The following is a 1,524-nucleotide window of genomic DNA, read 5'->3' on the forward strand; positions in this document are numbered from 1 at the left end:
CTATTTACTTCTACACTCAACTTTGGGTACAAGATCCAAAACTTAAAGGTGTGGTTGTATCTGGACTTGGTGATGTTCAATACAAATGGGCACATTTCGAAAAGTAAGAGTTATAGTGTAAGAGATCTACGGCAAGGATCTTAAGGTATATGGAGGATGTCTCTCCATATACCTTTCTTGCTGATTAGAGAAATTGTTGTAAAATCATGGAGGTGCAATTCCGTTGCTTAAATATATCGGTAAGCGATTAATATATATTTTAATCACACTGTTTGTTATTGTAACTGCAACTTTCTTTCTCATGCAGGCAGCACCTGGTGGTCCATTCTCTGGAGAGAAGAAACTTCCTGCTGAAATTGAAGCAAACCTAAACGAGCACTACGGGTTGGACAAACCCTTATTTGTTCAATACGTGAGCTACCTAGGTTCAGTTGCAAAATTAGATTTTGGTCCCTCATTTAAATATAAAGGACAAACTGTTAATGATTTAATCAGTTCTGGATTCCCCGTTTCCTTTACCCTCGGAATTGAGGCAATTCTCCTCGCATTAGCATTTGGTGTATTGTTTGGGGTCCTTGCAGCGCTCTATCATAACAAGTGGCAAGACTATACGATTGCCATTTTAACGATCTTTGGAATCTCAGTTCCAAGTTTCATCTTAGCGGCGCTATTACAATATGTATTTGCATCTGAGGCAAGCTTTTTAGCGATCTTCCCAGTTGCAGGATGGGAGTCTTGGGCAAGCACCGTACTACCTTCTATTGCACTTTCCTTCATGCCAATGGCATTTATCGCTAGACTTGCACGGTCAAGTATGCTTGAAGTATTAAATAGTGACTACATTAGAACGGCTAGAGCAAAAGGATTAACAAAATCAGCTGTGACGATCAAACACGCCATTCGAAACGCATTGTTACCTGTTATCACATACATGGGACCAATGGCTGCTTCAGTGTTAACAGGTAGTTTTGTCGTGGAGAAGATTTTTGGTATTCCTGGTCTTGGCTCTCACTTTGTTACAAGCATTACAAACCGTGATTACACAGTCATCATGGGTGTCACAGTCTTCTACAGTATTATTCTATTAGTCAGTATTCTAGTTGTTGACGTCCTCTACGGTATTATTGATCCTAGAATTAAACTGACGAAGGCGAAGAAAGGGGTCTAACACATGGAAGAGATGAGAAAAGATTTATTTGTGCCTGCGACAGCTGACGCAGCAGAATCTGAAAAAATTTCTAAACCTAGTCTATCTTTATGGAAGGATGCCATGCTTCGCTTCCGTGCAAATAAACTTGCAATGGTTGGACTTGCAATCATTTTCATTATTGTGATTCTGGCCATTTTCGTTCCAGTGTTCTCGAAATATGATTATTCAACGACAGATTTGCTTAATGCAGATCAGCCGCCATCAAAAGAGCATTGGTTTGGTACAGATGATCTTGGCCGAGACATGTTTGTTCGTACATGGGTAGGGGCAAGAATTTCGATCTTCATCGGTCTTGCTGCAGCAGTTCTTGACGT

1 protein-coding gene and 1 pseudogene are annotated in these 1,524 nt (G+C 40.4%); both read left to right on the forward strand.

What is annotated here, in order from left to right; all coding sequences use genetic code 11:
• The first annotated feature begins 223 nt into the window (after positions 1-223).
• Complete coding sequence (locus tag MHI20_RS19165; RefSeq protein WP_007499022.1) at positions 224-1,168, forward strand: ABC transporter permease; 945 nt, start codon at positions 224-226, stop codon at positions 1,166-1,168.
• A 3-nt stretch (positions 1,169-1,171) separates the two neighbouring features.
• Positions 1,172-1,524, forward strand: a pseudogene (locus tag MHI20_RS19170) (ABC transporter permease); the annotation flags it as partial.

It is taken from the genome of Bacillus sp. FSL K6-1106 (genome assembly GCF_038005245.1).
Taxonomy (GTDB): Bacteria; Bacillota; Bacilli; order Bacillales; family Bacillaceae; genus Bacillus; species Bacillus altitudinis.